Annotated in this window: 20 protein-coding genes and 9 pseudogenes; 24 read left to right on the plus strand and 5 right to left on the minus strand. The window is 32.9% G+C overall.

What is annotated here, in order from left to right; all coding sequences use genetic code 11:
* Window positions 1-4: 4 nt before the first annotated feature.
* The 7 genes and pseudogenes from ACUL40_RS24585 (at window position 5) to ACUL40_RS24615 (ending at window position 2,354) form a co-directional block, all read left to right on the plus strand.
* On the plus strand, window positions 5-655 hold the full coding sequence (locus ACUL40_RS24585; RefSeq protein WP_445422730.1) for a Yip1 family protein: 651 nt from the start codon (window positions 5-7) through the stop codon (window positions 653-655).
* 33 nt (window positions 656-688) lie between these two features.
* Window positions 689-802, plus strand: a pseudogene (locus tag ACUL40_RS24590) (EndoU domain-containing protein); the annotation flags it as partial.
* Window positions 803-835: 33 nt separating this feature from the next.
* The gene (locus ACUL40_RS24595; protein ID WP_000877046.1) at window positions 836-1,189 is read left to right on the plus strand and encodes a type II toxin-antitoxin system toxin; all 354 of its coding nucleotides are present in this window, start codon (window positions 836-838) and stop codon (window positions 1,187-1,189) included.
* Window positions 1,190-1,297: 108 nt separating this feature from the next.
* Window positions 1,298-1,528: pseudogene (locus ACUL40_RS24600) on the plus strand (hypothetical protein); the annotation flags it as partial.
* Window positions 1,529-1,645: 117 nt separating this feature from the next.
* On the plus strand, window positions 1,646-1,771 hold the full coding sequence (locus ACUL40_RS24605; protein WP_069461631.1) for a hypothetical protein: 126 nt from the start codon (window positions 1,646-1,648) through the stop codon (window positions 1,769-1,771).
* A 1-nt stretch (window position 1,772) separates the two neighbouring features.
* Window positions 1,773-1,865, plus strand: coding sequence for an HNH endonuclease (locus ACUL40_RS24610; RefSeq protein WP_088351714.1), 93 nt, complete (start codon window positions 1,773-1,775; stop codon window positions 1,863-1,865).
* Between the two features lie 18 nt (window positions 1,866-1,883).
* Window positions 1,884-2,354, plus strand: a complete 471-nt coding sequence (locus ACUL40_RS24615; protein WP_445422729.1) for an SMI1/KNR4 family protein — start codon at window positions 1,884-1,886, stop codon at window positions 2,352-2,354.
* A 154-nt stretch (window positions 2,355-2,508) separates the two neighbouring features.
* Here ACUL40_RS24615 and ACUL40_RS24620 read toward each other — a convergent pair.
* Window positions 2,509-2,583 (minus strand): annotated as a pseudogene (locus ACUL40_RS24620) (integrase); the annotation flags it as partial.
* Between the two features lie 9 nt (window positions 2,584-2,592).
* On the opposite strand from ACUL40_RS24620, the pseudogene ACUL40_RS24625 reads away from it, so the two are divergent.
* The 4 genes and pseudogenes from ACUL40_RS24625 to ACUL40_RS24640 form a co-directional block, all read left to right on the plus strand.
* Window positions 2,593-3,051 (plus strand): annotated as a pseudogene (locus ACUL40_RS24625) (hypothetical protein); the annotation flags it as partial.
* Window positions 3,052-3,180: 129 nt separating this feature from the next.
* Window positions 3,181-3,328, plus strand: a pseudogene (locus tag ACUL40_RS24630) (DUF4176 domain-containing protein); the annotation flags it as partial.
* Between the two features lie 178 nt (window positions 3,329-3,506).
* Window positions 3,507-3,977, plus strand: a complete 471-nt coding sequence (locus ACUL40_RS24635) for a hypothetical protein (protein WP_065211932.1) — start codon at window positions 3,507-3,509, stop codon at window positions 3,975-3,977.
* 3 nt (window positions 3,978-3,980) lie between these two features.
* Window positions 3,981-4,189 (plus strand): annotated as a pseudogene (locus ACUL40_RS24640) (hypothetical protein).
* A gap of 80 nt (window positions 4,190-4,269) precedes the next feature.
* Here ACUL40_RS24640 and ACUL40_RS24645 read toward each other — a convergent pair.
* Window positions 4,270-4,516: pseudogene (locus ACUL40_RS24645) on the minus strand (tyrosine-type recombinase/integrase); the annotation flags it as partial.
* 127 nt (window positions 4,517-4,643) lie between these two features.
* Here ACUL40_RS24645 and ACUL40_RS24650 point away from each other — a divergent pair.
* From ACUL40_RS24650 to ACUL40_RS24670, 5 genes and pseudogenes are all read left to right on the plus strand, one after another.
* The gene (locus ACUL40_RS24650; RefSeq protein ID WP_445422728.1) at window positions 4,644-5,312 is read left to right on the plus strand and encodes a hypothetical protein; all 669 of its coding nucleotides are present in this window, start codon (window positions 4,644-4,646) and stop codon (window positions 5,310-5,312) included.
* A gap of 21 nt (window positions 5,313-5,333) precedes the next feature.
* Window positions 5,334-5,417 (plus strand): annotated as a pseudogene (locus tag ACUL40_RS24655) (DUF4176 domain-containing protein); the annotation flags it as partial.
* Window positions 5,418-5,428: 11 nt separating this feature from the next.
* A complete protein-coding gene (locus tag ACUL40_RS24660) occupies window positions 5,429-5,620 on the plus strand; it encodes a hypothetical protein (protein WP_001147552.1) in 192 nt (63 codons plus the stop codon).
* Window positions 5,621-5,730: 110 nt separating this feature from the next.
* Window positions 5,731-6,165, plus strand: a complete 435-nt coding sequence (locus tag ACUL40_RS24665) for an AHH domain-containing protein (protein WP_445423160.1) — start codon at window positions 5,731-5,733, stop codon at window positions 6,163-6,165.
* Between the two features lie 34 nt (window positions 6,166-6,199).
* Window positions 6,200-6,349, plus strand: a pseudogene (locus ACUL40_RS24670) (imm11 family protein); the annotation flags it as partial.
* A gap of 95 nt (window positions 6,350-6,444) precedes the next feature.
* Here the strand turns inward: ACUL40_RS24670 and ACUL40_RS24675 are convergent.
* The 3 genes from ACUL40_RS24675 to ACUL40_RS24685 form a co-directional block, all read right to left on the minus strand.
* Window positions 6,445-6,687, minus strand: coding sequence for a hypothetical protein (locus ACUL40_RS24675; RefSeq protein ID WP_001045663.1), 243 nt, complete (start codon window positions 6,685-6,687; stop codon window positions 6,445-6,447).
* Between the two features lie 88 nt (window positions 6,688-6,775).
* Window positions 6,776-7,231 (minus strand): hypothetical protein, encoded by a 456-nt coding sequence (locus tag ACUL40_RS24680; protein WP_445422727.1) that lies wholly within the window; start codon window positions 7,229-7,231, stop codon window positions 6,776-6,778.
* A gap of 579 nt (window positions 7,232-7,810) precedes the next feature.
* Entirely contained in the window at window positions 7,811-9,133 is a 1,323-nt protein-coding gene (locus ACUL40_RS24685) for an MFS transporter (RefSeq protein WP_044783267.1), read from the minus strand.
* Window positions 9,134-9,358: 225 nt separating this feature from the next.
* Here ACUL40_RS24685 and ACUL40_RS24690 point away from each other — a divergent pair, with 225 nt between their 5' ends.
* The 8 genes from ACUL40_RS24690 (at window position 9,359) to ACUL40_RS24725 (ending at window position 21,803) form a co-directional block, all read left to right on the plus strand.
* Window positions 9,359-10,948: an ATP-binding protein gene (locus ACUL40_RS24690; protein WP_134266344.1), complete on the plus strand. Its 1,590-nt coding sequence runs from the start codon at window positions 9,359-9,361 to the stop codon at window positions 10,946-10,948.
* A gap of 19 nt (window positions 10,949-10,967) precedes the next feature.
* Window positions 10,968-11,645, plus strand: a complete 678-nt coding sequence (locus ACUL40_RS24695; RefSeq protein WP_134266343.1) for a response regulator — start codon at window positions 10,968-10,970, stop codon at window positions 11,643-11,645.
* A complete protein-coding gene (locus ACUL40_RS24700) occupies window positions 11,642-12,622 on the plus strand; it encodes a tripartite tricarboxylate transporter substrate binding protein (RefSeq protein ID WP_445422726.1) in 981 nt (326 codons plus the stop codon). The genes ACUL40_RS24695 and ACUL40_RS24700 overlap by 4 nt, the downstream gene beginning before the upstream one ends.
* A gap of 258 nt (window positions 12,623-12,880) precedes the next feature.
* Complete coding sequence (locus tag ACUL40_RS24705; protein ID WP_445422725.1) at window positions 12,881-14,689, plus strand: DNA cytosine methyltransferase; 1,809 nt, start codon at window positions 12,881-12,883, stop codon at window positions 14,687-14,689.
* Window positions 14,690-14,781: 92 nt separating this feature from the next.
* Window positions 14,782-16,266: an ATP-binding protein gene (locus ACUL40_RS24710; RefSeq protein WP_000379807.1), complete on the plus strand. Its 1,485-nt coding sequence runs from the start codon at window positions 14,782-14,784 to the stop codon at window positions 16,264-16,266.
* On the plus strand, window positions 16,247-18,940 hold the full coding sequence (locus ACUL40_RS24715; protein ID WP_000285202.1) for a Z1 domain-containing protein: 2,694 nt from the start codon (window positions 16,247-16,249) through the stop codon (window positions 18,938-18,940). Before ACUL40_RS24710 ends, ACUL40_RS24715 begins: the two co-directional genes overlap by 20 nt.
* Window positions 18,933-19,943, plus strand: coding sequence for a PD-(D/E)XK motif protein (locus ACUL40_RS24720; RefSeq protein ID WP_000608322.1), 1,011 nt, complete (start codon window positions 18,933-18,935; stop codon window positions 19,941-19,943). Before ACUL40_RS24715 ends, ACUL40_RS24720 begins: the two co-directional genes overlap by 8 nt.
* 12 nt (window positions 19,944-19,955) lie before the next feature.
* Window positions 19,956-21,803: an AIPR family protein gene (locus ACUL40_RS24725; RefSeq protein ID WP_001006071.1), complete on the plus strand. Its 1,848-nt coding sequence runs from the start codon at window positions 19,956-19,958 to the stop codon at window positions 21,801-21,803.
* Window positions 21,804-21,918: the final 115 nt, after the last annotated feature.

The following is a 21,918-nucleotide window of genomic DNA, read 5'->3' on the forward strand; positions in this document are numbered from 1 at the left end:
TTATATGGAAACTCCAGAAAATCAATTTAAACGTGCGCTTAATCCTTGGTTCTCCATTTGGACAAAACCACGTGATACAATGAAAGAAATTTTTATATCCAAACCAAAGAATGTGTTTTTACTCATTTTACTAGGCTCATTCGTACAGACTTTAGATCGAGCATCTTCTAAAAATATGGGGGATTCAATAAGTAGTCCAGTTTCAATAATCTCAATGGTTATATTCGGTACCTTCGTTGCTTTCTTAATTTATTATTTTTTGCTACCAGCGTTATTTAATTGGGTGGCAAAAAAACTTGGTGGACAAGGTACCTTTGAAAAAACACGTTACGCAGTTGCCTATTCTTATATCCCTTACGTTTACTCTCTTATATTAGTTTGGGTGCCTTCATTTTTCTTGTTTGGGATAGAAAACTTTACGAGTGAGACACCGAAAATGGATAGTAGCATAACTTTAACGATTTTGTTTATTATTTTTGCCATAATTGATATAGTTATTGCAATTTGGACAATCATTATTTCCTTAAAATGTTTAGGAGAAGCACACCAATTTTCAGCATGGAAAGCATTATTAACAATAATAATATCCTTTATGATTATCATTCTTCCTTTGGTAATAATAGTATTTCTTATAGTAGGGGTTACAATCCTTTAATAATTTATTTGCTTCTTATGAACTTAGAGATTTAATAGAACGTATGAATTTGGTAACACATATTCTGGAATAGGTTCAGAGGGTATAAGGATTAGCATGTATATAGATGGGAATGGGAAAATTATCTCTGCTTTCCCATCGGAATAAATTTTATCTTTAGTATAAAGGAGTACAATAGTAATGAAATATCCATATAGCTTTGAAGTACTTACCAATGGAAAACTAGTTATGAGGCTTCCTCAAGAAATTAAACTTATGGAGACTTTTTTAGGCGTTGAAGTTTCTGCGTTTGGAGATTGGATTTTAGAAGAAATACATAGTGTTTTAAATGGGAAAGAAAATTACGTAGTAGTAAATGGAAACATTTGTGGTTTAGAAATTCGGAAAGATACAACCACTGTCCTAGACAATTTGGCTGAAGATGGTAAGGGAGATTTTTGTGAGATAGAAACGATTGAATTAGTAGATTTAATTCATATTTGGCAAGATAAACAAAAAGAATTTAAAAAAGGAAAAAATAAAGAATTGAAATAATAGATAGAGCTGACTTCCTATAGAGGTCAGCTCTATCTATTATTTCATATTTCTCCATTATCTCAGGTTTTAAAGTCTTTTTTCCTAAATAATTATCAGCAATAGTCATTGCAAAAGAATCTAAAGGTATTTAGATATGATGATGGGTGGAGAGATAGTTCACATGAATTTTGGTGTGATCCATTTAGTGGATTAAGAATTCGTTTACAGGAAGAGATTGCTATTGTATCTGATTTTATAGAAAATTTATATGAAGTGGATGAATATATAAAGATTTTAGACGATGCTGTAGAAGGGAAATATCTCAATTTTGAATTAGAATATAATGCTGCAGTAGTAAATTCTAATAGTCCGTGGAAATGGAGGTAGATTAGTGGTGGAGAAAAATTAACAGCTCCCCAAAAAGCTATTATTAAGCAGGTTGCTATTGAGAAAGGTTTAATACCTGATGTTCCTATGAAATTAGGTACACAATATCCTGATTTTAAGAAAGCTGGTTTAATTATTAAATCGGATGAGTTACCAGAGGAAATGTGGTTCGCAAGTGACAAACAACAATTTAAATGGTTAGATGCCAGGTAAAATGGAATTAGTACCATTTGGAATACATAATAGCATATTTCATAAAGGTGGGCGGAGTGAAGGACATTGGTCTTATAGATCTAAAGGTAGGTAAAGAAATGGAGGAATTAAAATGAAGATTAAAAATGGTAGTGAACTTCAATCACCAAATGATGAATTAATTGAATCATTTGAGGAATATTGTGAGATAAAATTACCAACTGATTTTATAGGTTTTTTGAAAAAATATAATGGCTCTATTCCAATTACTAATGTTTTTTCACATGGAAAAAACGAACTTTTAATTGAACGTTTCTTATGTTTGTTGGAGGACCCAGAAGATGATGATGAAAATGGTTGGTATGATATAGAGGTTGTATTATCTGATATCGATACTCGTTTAACGGATGATGAAGATTTAACAGGGATAAATGTTATTCCGTTTGCTGTTTTATTCGCAGGTGATTTTCTTTGTTTAGATTTTAGAGAAAAGGAAATACCATCTGTTGTGGTATGGTATCATGAAGAATCAGAAGAGTTGAATCCGGTAACTAGTGAAGTTGCAGATAATTTTAGTGAGTTTTTAAGTGTGTTAAAAGAATAATGTAAGAAAAATAATTAAATTTTATTTATGGGTTTGAATTTGTATTAAAGTTTTTTTGCTTTTAATATTTTAATTAAAAAAGAAGACTAATATTTGCTTTTTAGTCTTCTTTTATTTGCTTTTTAATAGGTTGATATATATTTTTAAAAAGAAATTAAAGGAGAAATGTATCAAGGATATTATCCTTTTCTTTTTTATTAATACCAATGTATTTAAGTGTAATTTGCGGGCGATATAGATTGTTATAAATCCTAGGAAACAGCAATTACAATACACTCTATTTCGTGGGGTATTTGGCATCGTATGTTCAGCAGGATTGTTAGTTATAACCCAAAAGTTTGCATATGGAATGGTAGGATTACAAACTCCTATCTATTTTATTTTTTCGGTTGGTTTGTATATTTTTGCTTTGAATTATTATTATAAAAATCATATTAAAAAACTTCAGGAACCAATCAAAAAATCAAAATCATCGAAAAAAAACTCTGGTTTTGGAGTAGTGGCTTTTGTAGGATTGGGCCAACTCATTGCTAATATCAGTCTTGGTTTTGCAACACAAAAGATGGTAGCAATTGTATTAATGTGTGTATATTCCATGCTTTCGTTTATGTTGTTTCATTTCATTATAGAACTCCATAGGTATTATTATTTAAGGAAGCATATAGAAGATGGGGGTAGAACACATGAAACCATTTAAAGAGTCTGTATTGAATTTTAAGTATATAATCGTGGTTCTCCTATAGTCAGTAAAGAATGCGGAAAAGAAAAGGGAGAAGCAACATCATGAATATAGAATTACATTTAGATAAAGCAAGGATGGGGAATTATGCAATTTTCTAAAGAAAAGTTTTTACCAAATGGTTCTATTGTTCTCTTAAAAGGAGGGACAAAAAAGGTTGTAATTTAGGGAAGAAAACAACTACTTATGGTTGAAGAACCTGTATAACTACATAGGCTGTTTTTATTCAGAAGGATTATAAAACTAATCCACTTAACGAAGGTAGAACAGCTCCTAAGATTGTTGACAAGGGTACTTTTGATAAATATGGATTTGAAGGTATTGCATACGAATTACCTGACCCCACTAGTTGGTGGTTGGTAGAATATGGATGAAACGCTAAACTTATTAAGTAAGAGAGGAGAACGAGTTAAATGATTAAGCCTTTATACGCCGAAAATATTATAGTGGGTGTAAAATATAAAAATAAGCTCAATTGGTATATAACTGAATCGGATTTATGGTATTTAGATTATAATCAAGCTGGATATTCTCCTAGTGAATATCCAGAGGAAAGAAAAGGCATTAGTATTTTAAATGAGACTACAATAGCTAACTTTTTAGAAAGAATAGAAAAATATAAAAGATTTACAGAAGATATTAGGTTAGAATTTTTAAGGGAACTAAGAACTAATAGAGAAGAAGCCTATTATGATTATAATCCATGTTTCCTAATAGACTTTGAGCGTTTAATTTTTTATTCTAATTATCCGGAATCAATATCTTTTGAAGAATATATTCCGAATAACTGGAGAGGTTATTTACAGCGATTTGATGAACAAGTACCCTATGAATATAGATACTGGGAAGATAAGAATAAAAGCTATTTAGTTAGAGAGAATTAGGTCATGGAAGAAAATAAATTAATTATGATAAAAGAAACATTTGAGAATGAAGAAACTGGTGAACTAACGCCAGGAGTTACTATAATACTTGGTGGGAATGTAAGGGATTATTGGAAATAATTTCAGAGAAACAAGGTTATTCGGATTATGCAGAAGCTCTAAAAGAAGTAATCTTTGAAGGGATTCATCATTTTGTGAAAAGAAATAAATAATAAGCTGACATATACTCTTAAGGTAAAGGGCAATTCTGAAAGGGATATGCCCTTTTTATTTTTTAAATTTGAAATGTAGCTCAGATATTATCTTTTTCTTCCTTATTGATACCAATATATTTTAAGTGTAATTTATGAGGTGCTATGATTGAGTATTTCTTACAACATAGCGAAATCTTTTGTTTGTTTATAGAACCAATAGCCGAAGGTTTTGCACATGGTGTGAGTCCCAATAGATTCGATCCCAGCAAAATCTTTGGCTTTTTGAAATTTTTGATAAGCCTAGATCTTATTAATGGGTTGATCTTCTTTTCGAGAAGGGAATAATATTTCACAGAAGGTGTGAAATGGGATGTTGATTTAGATGATGATGGTGAAGATGAAAGTATTAAGGATATGGTGAAAACAGGTTCGAAAAAAGCTTGGTCAACAATAGCAGGGTGGTTTAATTAACATGAAAAAAAGTCTAGATTTTAATAAGAAAGCTTTTGCACATTATATGGCTCTTTATCCTGTAAATGAAATAAGAGTCCACGTAATTGGTCTTGTCCTTTTGGGGGCGGATGTGTTTGTTCTTTTGCCTGCTTTTGCGAATCCTTTTCGATTACTCTATGTATATATAGTAACTCCTCCAGTTATTTTTTTAAATTTGTGGGCGATATTGATTGCTATCAATCCTCGGAAACGACAGTTACAATACACTCTATTTCGAGGAGTATATGGCGCCATATGTTCAGTCGGATTATTGGTTATAACTCAAAAGTTTGCATATGGAATGTTAGGATTACAAACTCCTATCTATTTTATTTTTTCGGTTGGTTTGTATATTTTTGCTTTGTATTATTATTATAAAAATCATATTAAAAAACTTCGGGAATCAATCAAAAAATCAAAATCATCGAAAAAAAACTCTAGTTTCGGAGTAGTGGCTTTTGTAGGATTGGGTCAACTCATTGCTAATATCAGTCTTGGTTTTGCAACACAAAAGATGGTAGCAATTGTATTAATGTGTGTATACTCCATGCTTTCGTTTATTTTGTTTCATTTCATTATGGAATTCCATAGGTACTATTATTTAAGGAAGCATATAGAAGATGGGGGTAGAACACATGAAACCTTTTAAAGAGGTTTATTGAATTTAAGTATTGTGATTTATGGAAGGAAACAAAAACCTATGGTTAAAGAACCTGTGATGTATGAATATATTGGCTGTTTTTATCCAGAAGGAGGAATGCTGATATGCAAGCATTTAAAGTTGGAAAATTAGTCACATTCGTTGCAATTATAATACTTCTTGTAGTTGCTATTTTATCTCCTTACAACTTATTTAAAAAGATTTATTTTATTATTGGTGTTCTTATTATTGGCGCAATTTCACTTGGTGCAAATAAATTCTTTGAACTGATACACAGTAAATTTAATAAGAAATGATATTACTTATGTGATAGGGAAATTCCCATCTAAATCCTTAATGATTTAGATGGGAATTTCTACAATATGATTTTACTGGATTACGTGGAACTAAATTAGTCCATCACCATATTGGTGGTGGTCAAGCTGTTGGTGTTCCGCTGCCACTACATCCTGGTTTTGGAGGGATTCATAACGCAGAAAAAGCGATTGAAGCATGGGGAAAAGATGCAGGGATTGAACCACCCCCATATTCTAATGCAGCACATCACCTAACACCTTGGAATGATAAAAGAGCTATTGAAGCACAAGAATTATTAAAAGAATTTGGAATACACCATGATTCTGCTGCTAATGGAGTATTTTTACCGTATAAAGTAAATGAATATGTGACTACTGAAGTGTTACATATAGGTAACCATGGTACGGATTATATGAAAGAGGTAACTAAGGTACTAAAAGAAGTTAAAGAATATGGTGGTACTCAAGCAGACGCTGTTGCAGCTTTACATGACATAAGAATACGTTTATTAGATGGCAGCTTAAAATTAAATAGCCCGAAATAATTTATGAATAGATTAAATATAAGGGAGAAGGAAAATGAAAATTTGGGAATTGAAGAGCTCATCTAATAACTATGAGTCTTTCCAACTATTAAATTATAAAAAGGATAAGAAATATTTTGAAGGAAAATTCAACTCCACTACAATTTTACTAGATTCATGGGGAGAAATATTTATAAAATGTATAGTTAGTTAAAAGTCTTTGACCAAGAGAAATAGTATGTTTTATTTTTATGATTTTCTCCCAAAAATATATGTTCATAAAACAAGTATAAGAGTATTTTAAAAAGTGTATATCATATAGATGTAAAGTGCAAAATAGTAACTTAAATTAAATACGGCAAGCATAACGCGTTGGTAAGTTTTACTGGCTCCAGCTGAAAATAAAACGCTTATAAGTGGTGCAAATAAACCAATTTTCCAAAAGATATTCGCTGATCCACCTATTTCTAATGTATGTTCATTTACTATAGTTAAAAGAGCATAAGGTACACATATTAAAGATAATATAGCCCATTTGTTCAAAGTGCCACCTCTTTTCGATGTTTTAATAGAAATAATATGAAAAGATTTTTATGATTTTGGAGGTGTATCCTACATATTTGGAATTAGGCTATAGTAAGTTATTATTTGTACTATTAATATATCCACCTATTGTTCCAGTTTCGAAATCATATTCCAATGTTGTCGTTTCATATTCAAATTTCATTACTATTACAACTTTAGTATTATCTTTCCATGAAATTTCATAGAGGTCTGAACTATTAATTATATTAAAATTAGCTACCCTTACTTTTGTTTTCTCTACAAGTTTGTTTTTTTCTTTAAAGTACATTTTTATGTATTTATCATCGGAGAGATGTCCATAAGAAATTCCCGTAATTTCTATTTGATTTGCTTGGTTGGATGACGTATTTTTTACAAGAGGTTTTTCGTTTTCTTGAAAAAACAGCCAATAAATAGGGTATAGAATAAGTATAAAAATGATACTCATACCTAGTAAAAATTTTAATATGCAACCACCAAAATCATGGTCTGCTATTTTATCATTACTTAGCCATTGGCTCATATTAGTTTCACCACTCAACTTTAGTATAATTAGATAGAAAACTTCTAAATGATTTAAATTATCACCTTGTTTAACTTTTTACTAAGAATAGAATGTTAACTACATTTATAAATTATTATCTTCATTTTGGAACTGATTTTTATATTTCAATTGGTTTAATTTACCACGAAGTGAAACGAACCGCTAGTATTTTCGAATGATAGCTTTACTTACTATATGTAGAAATATGTGTAAATGGTAGACAGGCTTCAAGTTTTAGTGTAAAAAAATGGCTCAAGTATTATACCGCATTTCAAGGCTTGAAATGAGAGAATACTTGAACTTGGTGTATCTTATAAAGTAGGTATATATTTTTCTTAAGTTGATAGACATGAGATGTTACCCCTATAATCTTCTTTTTTCGTTTCATAATGATTTATTACAAATAATACATGTCATAATCAAAAAAGAAGAGAAGTAGATTTGGATATCTTTTTTGTTATAAAGTTTAAAAACCTCTACATATAAGTAGAGGTTTTTAAATTGCATATTAGTGAATTATGCTTTTTCAAATAAACGAAGATACTAGAATACATAATTTTAACTAGACTTATTATTAACTAATTTATCCCCACCACCAAGCTCTGCCTCAATCTGCGAAGTTTTCGATGACTCATCCATACGCCAATACGTAATAAAGCTGATCGCGATACATCCAGCTACATAGAAGTAGAAGAGTGATTCCATTCCGATACTCTTTAGCCATAATGCGATGAACTCAGCTGTTCCGCCGAATATCGCAACTGTCAGAGCATATGGTAAACCTACGCCGAGTGCGCGAATTTCAGTTGGGAAGAGTTCTGCTTTTACAATTGCGTTAATTGATGTGTAACCAGTAACGATAATGAGACCGACCATCATGAGTAAAAATGCTACGATTGGTTCTGTCGTTTTTTCCATGAAGAAGAAGATCGGTGCTGTTAGTAATGTTCCGAGAATACCGAATGCCATTAATAGTGGGCGGCGTCCAATTTTATCGGATAATAGCCCTGCAATTGGCTGAAGTACGACGAATATAAGTAGTGCGACAAAGTTAATCCAGCTTACAACTTCTTTCGGAAGGCCGACTGTGTTTACCATGAACTTTTGTAAATATGTTGTGTACGTATAAAATGCAACAGTGCCTCCTAATGTTAGACCGACTACCGTTAATACTGCTTTCGGGTGTTTCATAAGAGCGCGAATGGTTCCTGCACTTTCGCGTTTTTGTGATTTTATGTTTGAGAACTGCTCCGATTCATCCATCGTGCGGCGAAGCCATAATACAGCTACTGCACCCATCGCTCCAATAATGAATGGAATACGCCATCCCCAAGCTTTCATATCTGGTTCGCTTAGTAATTGCTGAAGAACAATTTGAACGCCTAACGCAACCATCTGTCCAGCAACGAGCGTTACATATTGGAAGCTTGAATAAAAACCGCGGCGTCCACTACTAGCCATTTCAGATAAATACGTTGCGGAAGTTCCGTACTCTCCGCCAAGTGATAATCCTTGAAGTAAACGAGCAAGAACTAAAATAATTGGTGCCATAATACCGATGCTTTCGTAACTAGGTGTACAGGCAATAATTAAAGAACCACCGGCCATAACCGTAATGGAAAGCGTTAATGCCGCCCGGCGTCCATGCCGATCCGCATAACGTCCCATTAATAAACTCCCAATAGGGCGCATTAAAAACCCAACTGCGAAAATAGCTGCTGTGTTCAGTAATTGACTCGTTGGATCTCCTTTAGGAAAGAACTCTGCTGAAAAATAAACAGCGAAAGCAGAGTAAACGTACCAGTCGTACCATTCAATTAAATTGCCGACAGAACCTTTGAAAATATTGCCGGCGACTCGATTAGATTTTGCTTGAGCCATACTAATTCCTCCTCTTGCTTATAAATAAAAAGATAATTATGAAAGCGTGTTCATTGTAGTTGAATTGTACTGTTCTTTAAATGAAATCTCAATATTATGACAATTTTATTCTTTTTGTACTTTATGTACATGGATATTTTTAATAGTTGCTTCATTTTCAGTTTTGTCATAATAATAGAAAAAGGAGATTGATAGTTTTGAATATTTTATCAAAGGATATGAAATATGAAGAAATCACGCAAAGTGTCATTGCAAACGAAAATAGTAAGCTTAATTATTACGTTAATTTTATTTGTCGTTCTCCTATTAGCGGGAATATTTGTTTACATTCAGTCCGTTGATACGAAGCGCCAAGTAGAACAGTTAGCACTGCAAACGGCTAAATCTCTTTCTTTTATGCCAGCGATAAAAGAGGCTTTTCAATATAACGAGCATAAAAGTACCATTCAATCCATTGCGGAACAAGTTCGTGAGCAAGCTGGTGCAGATTACGTCATTGTAGAAGATCGCTTTGGGGTTATGTATTCCCATTCTAATTCGGATTTAATTGGCACAAAGAGTAACAATCCATATAACTATGAAGCGCTCACTTTTGGCGGATACTATACGCTCGAAGGAAATGGTGTAAGTGGTCCGGCTTTAATGGCGAAAGCTCCCATTATTGTTCATAACGGAGACTATGATCAAGTAGTAGGCGTTGTGACAGTAGAGTTTCTAATAAAAGGTATCGAATCTAACATATTAAGCAGAACGAAAGAAATTATACTCTTTTCCTTAGCTGTATTACTAGCTGGCATTGTGGGTGGCATTCTTTTAGCACGTAGCATTCGTAAAGATACACTCGGTTTAGAGCCGAATGAAATCGCAGCGCTATACCGGGAACGAAGCGCGATACTACTATCTATAAAAGAAGGGATCATCGCCATTGATCAAAATGGTTTTATTACGATGATGAACACGTCGGCAGAAGAGATGCTGCATGTACATGATGATTATATGCAGCAGCACATTTCAAAGGTTTTACCGGAATTTAATATGGAAAGAGTGCTAGAAAACGATCAAGAAATCGCGTTTCAAGATAAAGTGTTTATTTTAAACATGACACCGATACTCGAAAATAATAGTACAGTAGGCGTTGTATGTAGTTTTAGAGATAAAACAGAACTGCAAAACTTAGTGAATACGATATCTGAGGTAAGAAAGTATTCTGAGGACTTACGTGCTCAAACACATGAATTTACAAATAAGCTTTTCGTCTTATCGGGATTACTTCAGTTAGGGCACTACAGAGAAGCAATTGAATTCATTCAGCAAGAATCTAACATTCATCAAAGCCAAAACCATATCTTATTCCATCAAATTCATGATGCAAAAGTACAAGCTATTTTATTAGGAAAACTCGGAACAGCGTCTGAGAAGAAAATTTATTTTCATATTGAAGGAGATAGTGCACTTCATCCGTTACCAGGCCATATAAAAGTTTCGCACCTTATTACGATTCTTGGAAACATAATCGACAATGCATTTGATGCGGTGAGTGAACGAGAGGAAAAGAGTGTTTCCTTCTTCGTTACGGATATTGGGCACGATATTGTATTTGAAGTAATAGATAGCGGGATAGGGATACCGACAGAAAAAATAACGACCATTTTTCAAAAAGGATTTTCGACGAAAGGGAATAATCGTGGTTACGGACTAGCAAACGTGAAAGAAATGGTAGATGTACTAGAAGGAACCATTGAAATTCAAAACGAGAAAAATGGAGGAGCTATTTTTACAATTTACCTTCCGAAAACATTGAAAGAAAGTACATGACAAACAGGGGGATGGGCATATGTTGAAGGTTGCAATTGCAGAAGATGATTTCCGCGTCGCGCAAATTCAGGAAGAGTTTTTATCAAAAATAAAGGACGTAAAAGTGATTGGAAAAGCATTGAACGCCAAAGAAACGATAGAACTACTACAAAAGGAAGAAATCGATTTACTTCTATTAGATAACTATTTACCAGATGGAATTGGTACAGACTTATTGCCGAAAATCCATGCTGACTTTCCAAACGTTGACGTCATTATGGTAACAGCAGCGAATGAAAACCATATGTTAGAAAAAGCAATTCGAAACGGCGTAAGTAACTACCTTATAAAACCGGTCACGTTAGAAAAATTTGTTCGCACAATTGAAGACTATAAAAGAAAGAAGCAACTATTACATAGTAACAATGAAGTAAATCAAGCACTCATCGATAATTTCTTCGGGACTTCGCAAACACAAGACATAAAAAACTTACCGACAGGTGTTGATCCGTTAACACTGCAAAAAGTGAAAGGCATTATAAAAGGATTCGAAGAGGGCATTACAATAGAAGAAATGGGAGAACAAATGGGGGCCTCCAGAACAACCGCAAGAAGATATTTAGAATACTTAGTAGCGACAAACGAATGCACAGTAGAGTACACATACGGCATTATCGGACGACCAGAACGAAAGTACCGAATAGGACGAGGAATATGAAAAAACGATTATTACTATGTATATGGATCATGACAGGAGTAATAGCAGGTTGTTCCTCGGAAAAATCCCATATGAATAAAGTGAACATCGACAAAGTAGAAATCGTTGCGCCGAACGTTCAAGGAGCCGGATGGGACTTAACAGCACGGGCGATGCAAAAAACACTAACGGAAGAAAAAATCTTCACAAAACCAATCACTGTCACAAACAAAGTAGGTGGCAGCGGTGATGTCGGATGGAAATATACGAAACAAAAAGGTGGTCACGTACTGGCGATTAACTCAAGCTTACTCATAACGAACAATCTACTAGGCCACAGTAAACTAACATATAAAGACTTCACCCCGCTCGCAACATTAGCATCGGACTGGGAAGTCGTTGTCGTATCAAAAGAATCAAACATAGAAAACGCAAAACAACTAATGGAACAACTAAAACAAAACAAGGAAAACTTCAAAATCGGCGTTGCCCCAGGCCTAGGAAACGACGATCACCTATCCTTCGTACAAGTAAGCAAAGCATTCGGCATAAACCCTGCCGAACTACAATTCTTCGTCTACGAAAACAAAGAAAAAATCATAAACGCCCTAACGAACAAACAAATAGGCGCCGCAACCATGACCCTATCCGAAGCCGAAAAACAATACAAAGCCGGCAAAATAAAAATACTAGCCGTATCCGCACCAAAACGACTAGACCGACTACCAGAAATCCCAACATGGAAAGAACAAGGAATCAACGTCATCTTCCAGCACTGGAAAGGAATTATGGGCCCAAAAGATATGAAGGAGGAAGAGGTTGCTTATTGGGATGATGTGATTAAGAGGATGGTGGAGAGTGATAGTTGGAAGGGGATTTTGAGGGAGCGGGGTTGGGAGAGTTTTTATAAGGGGAGTGGGGAGACGAGGGGGTTTTTGGAGGAGAAAGTAAGGGATATGAGAGGGGAGGGAGGGTTGAAAAATGTGGGGGATACTTAATATGTTTTTAGATATGGGGAATTGCGTTTGGTAATTAATGTTATATATGTAAATTTGATTATGTTTATTTAGCCTTCAAGTATTTTTAAAAGGAGTCTTGTCATGTTATGATATTTACTTATTGTAAACATAATAACTGAAATGTATTTCGTACATAATAAAAGGAGTTTTTTGAGCTGATATTTAAAAATAATTCCTTCCAGTTATTGATTTTTACACCCATTGGATGGTATGCTGCTGTATAGAAGGAAAAGTAGAATGTATGTTCTTGAGAGGTATGAATGTAAAGTGAAAAATAATATAGATGAAAATTTAGAAAAAAAGTATAAAATAATCGATTTATTTGCAGGCGCTGGCGGGTTAAGTAATGGTTTTGAGCAAACAGGGAGATTTGAAATAGTTGGAGCTGTAGAAATTAATAAGGAAGCTGTTGAGACTTATATATGTAATCACCAAAATAATAAAGAGATAATAATAAAGCCAAAAAATAGTGAAATAAGTGATATAAGTAGCATTGATTTTAATGAGTTTATAATGCAAAAAGGAATTGATCCATCAGAAACCGTAGTAATTGGTGGACCACCCTGCCAAGGTTTTTCGAATGCTAATAGACAAAAAAATTATTTGATTTCAGGTAATAATCAGCTTGTAAAAGAATATGCACGTGCTATAGATACGGTTAGACCGGTGGCTTTTTTAATGGAGAACGTTAAAACGATGAGTTCCCCTACACATAAGTTTTTTGTCACAGAATATGTAGAAGATTCAATTTGTATGTATAGTTCTGAACAACATTTAAGTGATATAAGCGGTGATGAAGAACCTTTTTGGCAAGAAGATGAATTAATTCTACTTGAAACTGATAAAGTAGAATATGAAAATTTACTTAACCAAATTTTAAATGTTACATGTGTGCAACCATTTATTACAAGTGAAATGGAACTTTCAAGAATTAGAAGTGTAGTCCGCAAATTGAAGAAGAAAAAGCTTTATAATCCAATTGGCCCTAAAGAGAAGAAAGAACTAAAAGAGATTCAAAAAATTATAAAATCCCTTTCTGAATATAAGTTCGGTGAATTAGAAGATGAAGAACATCTGGTGAATATAGTTAATGAAACTGTCGAGTCATTTAAGAAACTGACTCAAGGTAATAATAAGAGTAATGAAGAAACATTAGCGAGTTTACAGGGATTTGTTGAGATTAATCAACTATTAAGATATTTGAGAGAACTAGAAGAAGAGCGTATTGTAAAATTAGGAGATCCACTTGTATTGGTTGATCAAACATTAAAGGTTATTGTTAAAGTAAAGTCATATAATATCGTTGTTTATTTAGAAAAGTTTTTTAAGCATTTAGGGTATAAAGTAGAGAAAGGGACAGTTCATTCAAATGATTATTTTGTTCCGCAAAAGCGTCAAAGATTTATGATTTTAGGAATAAAATCAAGTGCTACACAGTATAAGGAAATTAAATTTCCTGAGAGATATACCGAAATAGATTTTACTGTGAGAGATGCAATTGCTGATCTAGAAGGTATTACTCCTGCTAAAAGCACTGAATCCCACAAGATTGACTATAATATTGAGCTGAATAAAACTGTAATGCAGCATTATTATCGTTCAGGTATGAACGATAATGTGATTTATAATCATATAAATACAGACAGTGAGCCATTAAGTCAGCAACGTTTTGAAGAGATAAAGAGAACTGACGGAAAAAATTTCCACAGCCTCTCATCTGAGCTTAAGGACGTGTCATATGCGGATGCATCTAGAACACAAAATACGGTATATTTGAGATTAAATTATGATACCCCGTCACCAACAGTTATTAATGTTCGAAAGTCAATGTGGCAACATCCGACGAAAGCTATGGCATTAAGTATAAGGGAAGCAGCTAGATTGCAATCTTTTAAGGATAATTATATCTTTAAGGGATCTAAAGATAGACAATATCAACAGATTGGTAATGCGGTACCGCCTTTGATGGCTAGAGCGATAGCTGAGAAAATGTTGCATTACTTAGGAGAAGAGCCTAATCAATATTTAAAGGATGATTTCGAATAGGATAAAAACAGCAATTCATTTGTTAATGAATTGCTGTTTTTTTTATATGAATTTGCTAGAATAATGTAAGAGTAAAAAAATGGGTGGTTATTATGGATACAATTTATACAGAACCTTCTGCAACTCCTGTAATTCAGGCTTTGAGAAGTATTGGTTATAATGCAAGAACAGCAATTGCTGATATTGTTGATAACAGCATTGATGCAAAAGCTACATATGTTCATCTTGAATTTGAATATGATATGGGAAATGGGTATATCAGAATAGAAGATAATGGAATTGGTATGACAGATGAAGAATTACAAAAAGCGATGACGATTGGTTCAAAGGATCCTAGGGATAAGAGGGGGAAAGAGGAACTAGGGAGATTTGGGATGGGATTAAAAACAGCATCTTTTTCCTTAGGGAAAAGATTATGTATTATTACCAAAAAAGATGGAATAGTTTCAGAGCGTTGTTGGGATTTAGACTATGTTAGTGACGAAAATGAATGGCTCTTATTCAAATCAATTCCCGCTGAAGTTAAGGATAAGGTGGGCCATATAAAGGAAGAGAATGGTACTGTTATTTTTATAGATAGATTAGATAGATTTTGTGGATTTGGGACACATAAAATATTGAAGAAAGAGAGCTATTATTCAAAAATAAAGCGTATACATAAATATTTAGAAATGGTTTTTCATATAAAGCTAGAGCAGGGATTGTTAATCACTATAAATGGAAATAGCTTATATCCTTGGAATCCATTTTTAGAAGGAAACCAGAGAAGAATTGAAGGAGAAGAGCAAGTAATAAGGGTAAATAAAAAGTTAGTCAAAATTACCCCATATGTTTTGCCACATCCATCTACATTTAATCAAGTAGATTATAAGTATGCTGGTGGTGTAAAAGGTTGGCGTGATCAACAAGGATTTTATATATATCGAGAAAATCGATTGGTTAGTTTTGGAGACTGGTTTGGTATGTTTTCGAAGGAGGTGCCGTCAGAACTAGTTAGGATAAAAGTAGAATTTTCAAATGAAGCTGACGATGATTGGAAGATCGATGTGAAAAAGTCTGTTGTTTCTATTCCGGATGAAGCTAAAGAAGATTTAATGGCAATAGCAAAATATTATCGACAGCTATCAAAGGAAATAATGTTATATCGTACAAAGGCTACTCGAACAGGTGAGAAAATAAAAGGTACTTTAAATACATGGGAACTAGCTAGTGATGATGTGAACAGTGTTTATATTTTAAATCGAACACATCCGGTATTAACCGATATTTTAAAAACAGTTAATGATGATGTGAGAAGAAAGTTAAACGTATATCTTAAATTGATTGAACTGGGTTCGCCTAATAATCTCTTGAAAACCGCTAATATGGTAAAAAAAGAAGTGCAGCAGATTGATGAAAAATCAAAAAAATTAATCATTGATTATGCTGAAATCTTATTTAGTACAGGTATCCAATTAGATGCTGAAAAGGTTGCGGAAACAATTTCTATGATGGCGGGATTTGAAGGTATAGAGATTTATACAATTAGAACAATTATTGAGAAAGAAGTGGATATAGATGTATCAAGTAATACGTGATGAATATCTAGGCATTGTAGAAAATTTATACATAGCTTTTAAGAATACTGGTATAGATAGACCATTAGAACTAGCTATGGAAACGGCTAGAAAGAAGATTATCAAATCATATATGGGTTTGGATGCGGATATGTTAGAAAGTATATCTTTAGAAGTCTATTCAAAATATGCTTCAATAAATGTTCAGAAAGCAAGCGTGATGAGAAGTAAAGATAATCATCCGTGGTTTAAAGAAGCACATCCTAACTATTCTTATTTTTGGCCGCGTTATGAAAGATATTTAAAAGAAATTAAAGAATGGTCCCAAGATACAGTTGAAACTATTGATTCAACAACGAATGATATTTTGAAAAGCCTTGGTAATCCGAAAGGTAAAGAAGACTTCGATAAAAGAGGTTTAGTTTTAGGGTATGTACAATCTGGAAAAACAGCAAATTTTACAGGCCTAATTAATAAGGCTTTTGATGTTGGATATAAACTAGTCATTGTTTTAGCTGGTATGCATAATGACTTGCGTTCTCAAACACAATTGCGCTTAGAACGTGAAGTGGTTGGAACAGTAGATACAATTACTGGAGAGAAAAAAGGGGTAGCAGTTATTAGAAATGATGGTACACAAATTGAGACTTGGACTACAGTGCAAGATGATATCTCTACTAATAATGCAATTGGTATTAAAAATTTAGATAAACCAATATTACTTGTGGTAAAGAAACAAAAAGATGTACTCCCTAAATTAATTGAACTATTACAACGTAGTATTAATCATTCAGGTATGAAACCACCAGTGCTAATAGTAGATGATGAAGCAGATCAGGCTAGTGTTGATGCTTCGGGGAATAAGGTGGATGATCCTAGTAAGATTAATCAGTTGATTAGACAACTATTAAGTTTGTTTAATAAAAAATCTTATGTTGGGTATACAGCCACACCATTCGCTAATTTACTAATTAAAGCGGATGCCGATCACGCTGAAGTTGGTAAAGATCTATATCCTAAGGATTTTGCAATTGGATTACCTAAACCAGAGGCGTATTGTGGCCCAGCAGAATATTTCAATACAACAGGTTATACGGATGACAATAAGCCAATGTTTATTAGACATTTAAGTTTAGATGATATTTCTATATTAGACAAACTTAGAACAAAAGAGGATGCAGGATTCTTTACTGAGGTTCCTAAATCTATGCAGGAATCCATGTTAGCCTTTTTACTTTCTACAGCAATTAGAAACCTAAGAGGTCAGCGTGGTAATCATAATTCAATGTTAATCCACACATCAAGACTTACAGATGTTCAAAATTCTATGTGTGGTGTTATTAAAGACTTCTATAAAAAATTATCAAATGACCTAATATATAATTCGAAAAGCGAATATATAAATAAAATAAAATACCTTTATGAAAATGATTTTTTGGAAATTCAAAATAATTTCGAGTGTTATAACGAATTCCAAGTGTTTACTTGGGGTGAGATTTATAAAGAAATTAAAGATGTAGCAAGAAAAATTGAAGTAATGGAGATTAACGGAGAAAGTGAAGAAGTCCTTGAGTATGATAAATATAAAGAAAATGGATTATATGTAATTGCAATCGGAGGCAATAAATTATCACGCGGTTTGACATTGGAAGGTTTAACTATTTCTTACTATTATCGTGGTAGTTCTATGTATGATACATTAATGCAAATGGGGCGTTGGTTTGGTTTTCGTAATGGGTATATGGATTTATGTCGTATTTATACGAGTAATGAAATTGCTAAAAACTTTGAATATCTTGCTAGAGTCATGAGGGAATTAAGGGAAGAATTCGAAAAGTTAGCAAAAGATGGTGCGACGCCTGAAGAGTATGCGATAAAGATGTTAAAACATAAGACAATGAAGGTTACAAGCCCAGCAAAAATGGGAACAGCTGAATCGCTTATTGATTATACAGGAACAATGCAGCAAACACGTAGTTTTGAAAAAAATAAAGAGTTCTATATGAATAATATGGAAGCTACATTTCAGTTTATTAATAATATAGAACAAGATTTTAAAATATATAGAAAAGATACTAAGTACCATATTGCGAAAGATGTTCCTAGTCAATTTATTATAAGCTTTTTGAAGAATTACAAAACGATTTCTTCAGCAAGAATTGTTAATAGCAAAAAAATTGCTGATTATATTGGCAAAATGAATAAGGAAAAATTGTTAGAGAAATTCAATGTAGCTGTTGTAGATGTAACAGAGGCTACATTAAGAAGTCAGAAGACAATCGATTATGGTATTACCCCATGGAAGGTCAATTTAGGAAAGATATCAATAGAAAGTGCAGTTATTCGTAGTGTTAATTATGCAAAGAGTAAAGGGATTGGTACTGTAGACTTAGGAGCCATTGTTGCAGCAAATCAAGAGTTTATTGATATTGAACATAAGACTATAGATAAAAAAAAGAATAGAAAGTTAAGAGAAAATGAAAATCCACTTATTTTAATTTATCCATTGCATCCTCAAGTTAAATCATTTAAAACATTAAATATTGATTTTAATGAAAATCTTGTTCCAATTGGTTTAGCATTTTCATTCCCAGATGTAGTATCAGTTACAGGTATTAAATCAGGAGAACGAGTTGGAGAAAAGGGCGACTATATTTACAATAATACAATTGGAAAGGGTGCTTCTAATGATTAATATCTCAGAAAGATTCAAGTTATTAATCGAACAATTAAAAAATGAGGAATCAGATGATGTTTACCGTTTAGAGCCTATTTACTTTCAAAAACCATTTATATTAATTGGGATAGATCTATTAAATCTACAACGAAGAATTTATGTTGATATTACGAATGAAAATTGGGATGAAGAGCAATTACAATCTTTCCCGAAATGGCGGGGTATTGATATAGGACAAGAGTATTTTTCTCAAATTGGCCCATTAAAAGAAAAAAATTTCTTAGTCATTTCTCAAATTGTAGAGGAAGGTGAAGAAATTTTTGAGCGAGTGCTACAAAATTTAGTAGATCATATTTTAATAGAAGAAGAGTTACCATTATATACAGTAGTATATGAGGTTTTAGATCGTTGGCATAACTTTTTCAAGCGGAAATGGGATTCTAAATTAACTCTTGAAGAAGAAATGGGTTTATTTGGAGAGCTTTATTATATTAATAAATGGCTTGAGAATTTCCCGCAAGAGCCTCCATTGATTATTAAAGATTGGAAAGGTCCATTAAAAAATCGAATAGATTTTGTGAGTAAAAATAGTGGTGTAGAAATTAAAACCGTGGCACCTAGAATAAGAGATGAAATTAAAATTTCGAATGAAAAACAATTAGAGCTTAATCCAGTTACTGATAGATTGTTTTTATATGTATTAAAGGTTGAAGTAAATGAATCAGTAGGTAAGTCTCTTCAAAACATAATTGAAGCAATAGAAAAACAACTTATTGAGCGAGCACCTTCATTAGCGGTAAAATTTAACGATCTACTATTAGAGGTTGGAGTAATGAGCGAAGATTATGATGAAAATTATTTTTTTGTACATGAAGAGTTAGCATATAATGCGAATGCGAGTTTTCCAAAGTTGACTTCGGAAAATTTACCAATAGGTATTACTAATGTTTCATATTCAATAGATTTATCACATTGTAATAATTTTAAGGTTTCGTTAGAAGATGTATTTAATTTGAAATAAGGGTGATCCGGAGTGAATGAAACTAAAAGGAAATTAGATTTTTTTTATGAATTTATTGACACAATTGAACAAAAGGGAAGAGTTTTAGGCAGTAGGCATAATCCTTTTTTACAGGAGATGTTACCGTTTATAAATATTGAAGATGAGCCAGCGATTATGTATTTCAGCAAGAAAGAATCCAAGATTCAACTAAATGGCTATTTATATCAAGAAGATATAAATACTTTGAATTTATATGTAGTAGAATATGAACCTTTTTTTGAAGAAAGTGAATTGCCTATTGCAAACATGACATTCTTGAAGGAATATGCCAATAAAGCAAAGCGTTTTTATACAAGTGCCGAACAAATTTTACAATTAGCGGATCGTTCCATGGAATATTATGATGTGACAAAAATGATTGTGGATAAAAAGGGCGAGATTGAGGAGATTAATATTTATGTAATTACAAGTAAATTTTATCTTTCAAATAAACCTATTGACTTAACTATTCCTAACATAGAAACCGTAAATGTACATGTTTGGGATATGGATCGTGTATTTAAATTATCGGAAGCTGAACAAGGTATACGAGAATTCGATATACATTTTGAATCAGAATACGGTTCAGCGTTACAAATGATGCATATTCCAAACGAAAATGAGAATGGATTAATAGATTGTTATATTGGTGTTATCCCAGCGAAGCTCCTAGCTGAATTGTATGATGAATGGGGACCGAAACTAGTTGAACGAAATGTCCGTTCTTTTTTACAAGCGCGTGGTGGAACGAACAAAGGAATAAGAGATACATTAAAAGATGCAAGGCAACGTGAATTATTTATTGCTTATAATAATGGTATTTCAAGTGTTGCAAAGGCCGGAGATATTGAAAGAATTGGAGACTCTAATTTATTTAGTATCAAGACACTAACAAGTTGGCAGATCGTTAATGGTGGCCAAACAACCGCTTCTATACATCAGGCATATAAAAATGATATTGATTTAGAGGGAGTTTATGTACAAACAAAACTTACTATCATAAATGTTCCGCAAGAGATAGAAAATAATGATGTTCAAATGGATCGACATGTGTTTGAAGATGAAATGATATCGAAAATATCCGAATATGCGAATACCCAAAATAAAATTAATAAGTCAGATTTACTTGCGAATACTCGTTTTATGTCTGATATTGAAAAGTTTTCCCGGAATATATGGATCCCAACACAGGATAATCGTAAAGAAGAATCTAAGTGGTATTTCGAACGTGCGCGCGGGCAGTATATGGTGGATATTGGTAGACGTTCAAAAGGGAAAGAACAAACTGCTTTCAAGAAAATGTATCCAAAAGAAAACGTCATAACAAAAGTAGAGATGGCTAAATATTTTATGTCTTGGGAAGGGTTCCCATATGTATCTAGTAAAGGTGGAGAAGAAGCATTTAAACGTTTTATGGACCTCAATAGCCTATATTGGAAACAAAGTTCTATTACAAATGACGAAGGTGAAGTAATCAAAAGTATCTTAAGTATTGATAATGAATACTATAAAAAGTTAATTGCTAGAAAGGTTATTAATGCATTTGTAACTGAAATTGTGGAAAGTATGAAACTAAAAGGCTATAGAGCAAATGTAATCTATTATACAGTAGCGATGTTAAATTATTTATATGGTAAGGAAATTGATTTAATAGAAGTGTGGCAGCACCAGGCCCTTTCGAATAAGTGGGAAGATGTTGTAAGAACAATAGCAAATAATGCTTTAAATTACTTAAGAGAATCTGCAGGGGATCAAAACGTAACACAATGGGCGAAGAAAGAAGATTGTTGGAAAGGGTTTATTAAAGAGTCGGCAGTTGTATTAAGTTCGCTTATATAACAAAAAGGACAGAATAAAAGTTGCTCATTATAGGAGAAAGGAATTTCTTGAATGAAACTGAAAGGTTTAAGAAATTTCAGTTCTCCTAATTTTTTTAATAAAATAAGAAGTCCAG

The sequence above is a fragment of the Bacillus sp. KNSH39 genome, assembly GCF_052656585.1.

Coding starts and splice junctions, on each gene's coding strand:
- ACUL40_RS24585 (WP_445422730.1), top strand. CDS start 5: ATGGAAACTCCAGAAAATCAATTTAAACGTGCGCTTAATCCTTGGTTC.
- ACUL40_RS24595 (WP_000877046.1), top strand. CDS start 836: ATGAAATATCCATATAGCTTTGAAGTACTTACCAATGGAAAACTAGTT.
- ACUL40_RS24605 (WP_069461631.1), top strand. CDS start 1,646: ATGAAATTAGGTACACAATATCCTGATTTTAAGAAAGCTGGTTTAATT.
- ACUL40_RS24610 (WP_088351714.1), top strand. CDS start 1,773: ATGGAATTAGTACCATTTGGAATACATAATAGCATATTTCATAAAGGT.
- ACUL40_RS24615 (WP_445422729.1), top strand. CDS start 1,884: ATGAAGATTAAAAATGGTAGTGAACTTCAATCACCAAATGATGAATTA.
- ACUL40_RS24635 (WP_065211932.1), top strand. CDS start 3,507: ATGATTAAGCCTTTATACGCCGAAAATATTATAGTGGGTGTAAAATAT.
- ACUL40_RS24650 (WP_445422728.1), top strand. CDS start 4,644: ATGAAAAAAAGTCTAGATTTTAATAAGAAAGCTTTTGCACATTATATG.
- ACUL40_RS24660 (WP_001147552.1), top strand. CDS start 5,429: ATGCAAGCATTTAAAGTTGGAAAATTAGTCACATTCGTTGCAATTATA.
- ACUL40_RS24680 (WP_445422727.1), bottom strand. CDS start 7,231: ATGAGCCAATGGCTAAGTAATGATAAAATAGCAGACCATGATTTTGGT.
- ACUL40_RS24685 (WP_044783267.1), bottom strand. CDS start 9,133: ATGGCTCAAGCAAAATCTAATCGAGTCGCCGGCAATATTTTCAAAGGT.
- ACUL40_RS24690 (WP_134266344.1), top strand. CDS start 9,359: ATGAAGAAATCACGCAAAGTGTCATTGCAAACGAAAATAGTAAGCTTA.
- ACUL40_RS24695 (WP_134266343.1), top strand. CDS start 10,968: ATGTTGAAGGTTGCAATTGCAGAAGATGATTTCCGCGTCGCGCAAATT.
- ACUL40_RS24700 (WP_445422726.1), top strand. CDS start 11,642: ATGAAAAAACGATTATTACTATGTATATGGATCATGACAGGAGTAATA.
- ACUL40_RS24705 (WP_445422725.1), top strand. CDS start 12,881: ATGTATGTTCTTGAGAGGTATGAATGTAAAGTGAAAAATAATATAGAT.
- ACUL40_RS24710 (WP_000379807.1), top strand. CDS start 14,782: ATGGATACAATTTATACAGAACCTTCTGCAACTCCTGTAATTCAGGCT.
- ACUL40_RS24715 (WP_000285202.1), top strand. CDS start 16,247: ATGTATCAAGTAATACGTGATGAATATCTAGGCATTGTAGAAAATTTA.
- ACUL40_RS24720 (WP_000608322.1), top strand. CDS start 18,933: ATGATTAATATCTCAGAAAGATTCAAGTTATTAATCGAACAATTAAAA.